Here is a 1,903-nt window from a genome sequence, read left to right as displayed (position 1 = left end):
CTGCTACAGTTACGTTATCTTTGTTATATGTAAATCCTTTTTGGATTTTTACACCCTCAGCGTTAACTTTGATGTTTTTGATTGCACCTTTTGCGCCTCTACCACGTAAAATTGTGTCTGCAGCTTTTTCATTGATTGTAGCTGTTTGAACAGTTACACCATCTACTAAAGCAAGTTCTGCAGTTTGGTTGATCACGATGTTATCAATTTTCATATTACCCACAAGTTGTACTTCTTTTGCACCGTCTAAAGCAACGTTAGCAAGGGTAATGGTGTGACCTTCTAAAGTGGCTGCTGATTTAAGGGTTACTGCCCCTTTAACTTCAATTAAGTTACCGAATATAACTTTAACTGGTAATTTGCCAGCTTTGTCAACGATAATGTTGTTTACTTTTGATTGACCCATAATGTTGATTGTGTTATTTCCGCCACCTTCAACGATGATGTCCCCAAGTACAGTTACATTATTAAGTTTAACTTCACCTTCGCCAATACCTTCTGCAAGGTATAAGTTACCTGTGATAGTCATATCACTCAGTTCAACGCCTGCTGCATTTACAACAAGGTTACCCTTGATATCTTGTGAGTATACGCCTGCTACATTTACAAGGTCAGCAGTGATTTTATGTACCATTGTTACAGCTTCTGCACGTGTTAAAGTTGCTTGTGGTCTAAATGATCCATCTGGATTACCCTCTAAGTGTCCACCAGCTACTAAAGCAGCGATTTCATCTTCTGCCCAATCAGAAATTTCTGCTGCATCTGTGAAGTTATTGGTTGCATCTTTTGTTGCTACTTGGTAAGCTTTTGCCATAGCGTAAGCTGCTTCTTCTCTTGTTGCTTTTTCTTCTGGTTTGAATGTGCCATCTGCATAGTCATTCATGATCCCTGCTGAAGATACTTTTGCTACATCTGCTGCATACCATTTTGTTGTTTCAACATCTGTATATTTTGCTGCTGATGATGTATCTGTAAGGCCAAATACTCTTACGAGCATTGCTGCAAGTTCCCCACGTGTTACAGTTGCATTTGGTCTAAATGTACCATCTTCATACCCTTTTAAAACTTCTTTTTCTGACCATTTTTCAATCATTTCTTTTGCCCAGTGTGTATCGTAATCCGCAGCAAATAAAGTCGCTGGAATTGTTGTTGCTACAACTGTTGATACGGCTACCATGGCTAATGCTTTTTTGAATCTAAGATTTAAACGCATTATACTCCTCCTATTGTCCTAATAAATATTTTTATACTTATAACATTTTATATTAATTATGACATAAAAGCAACTTTTTAGTATTTTTTTATCATACTATCTCTGTTATATTTAAAAAAATCTACCAATAAACAACTATCTCTGAAAAAAAGGGAAAGCAGAAGAAAAGGGATGGAACTACGTTATTCGTGTGAAAGGCGTATCCTTATTTAAACGTATTTTGATATTATATGTCCTAATTGCGTTGGTGCTTGTGTATTAACTTCATGCCCTGCACCCTCTATCATTTCTAACTGTGCTTCTGATATAGCACTTGCTAGTTCTTGTGCTGCCTTTTTATTTGCTTTATCTTTTTCACCATAAATAATCATCGTAGGACATACAACATCTGCTATCTGTGTACTAAAATCTAAATCTAACATTGATTTTGTAAGTTGAATAATCTGATTTTTACTAAGTCCCATCTTTGCAAAAACCTTATTAGGCAGACACTTAAAAATCACATTTTGGAAGCTAAGTATCAACTTAGGCATTTTATACTGACCACCTATTAATATCAAAGATTTTACTTTGGATGGATTATCTATTGTATAGTTTAAAGCAAGAATTCCTCCTAACGAAAGTCCACAAAGATTAATTGTTCCATCCCAGCTAGATGCATTTTGTCCTAATCCATGAACGAATATATAT

General features: G+C 35.6%; 2 protein-coding genes. Both read right to left on the bottom strand.

The window, feature by feature from the left end; translation table 11 throughout:
• The coding region (locus RRY75_RS12520) for an S-layer homology domain-containing protein (RefSeq protein WP_332717026.1) at positions 1-1,213 on the bottom strand (1,213 nt) is incomplete at its 3' end.
• Positions 1,214-1,422: 209 nt separating this feature from the next.
• A partial coding sequence (locus RRY75_RS12515) for an alpha/beta fold hydrolase (RefSeq protein ID WP_332717023.1) occupies positions 1,423-1,903 on the bottom strand: 481 nt, incomplete at its 5' end.

The sequence above is a fragment of the Niameybacter sp. genome, assembly GCF_036655075.1.
Classification (GTDB): Bacteria; Bacillota; Clostridia; order Lachnospirales; family Cellulosilyticaceae; genus Holtiella.
This window is presented reverse-complemented; position numbering and strand designations above follow the sequence as displayed.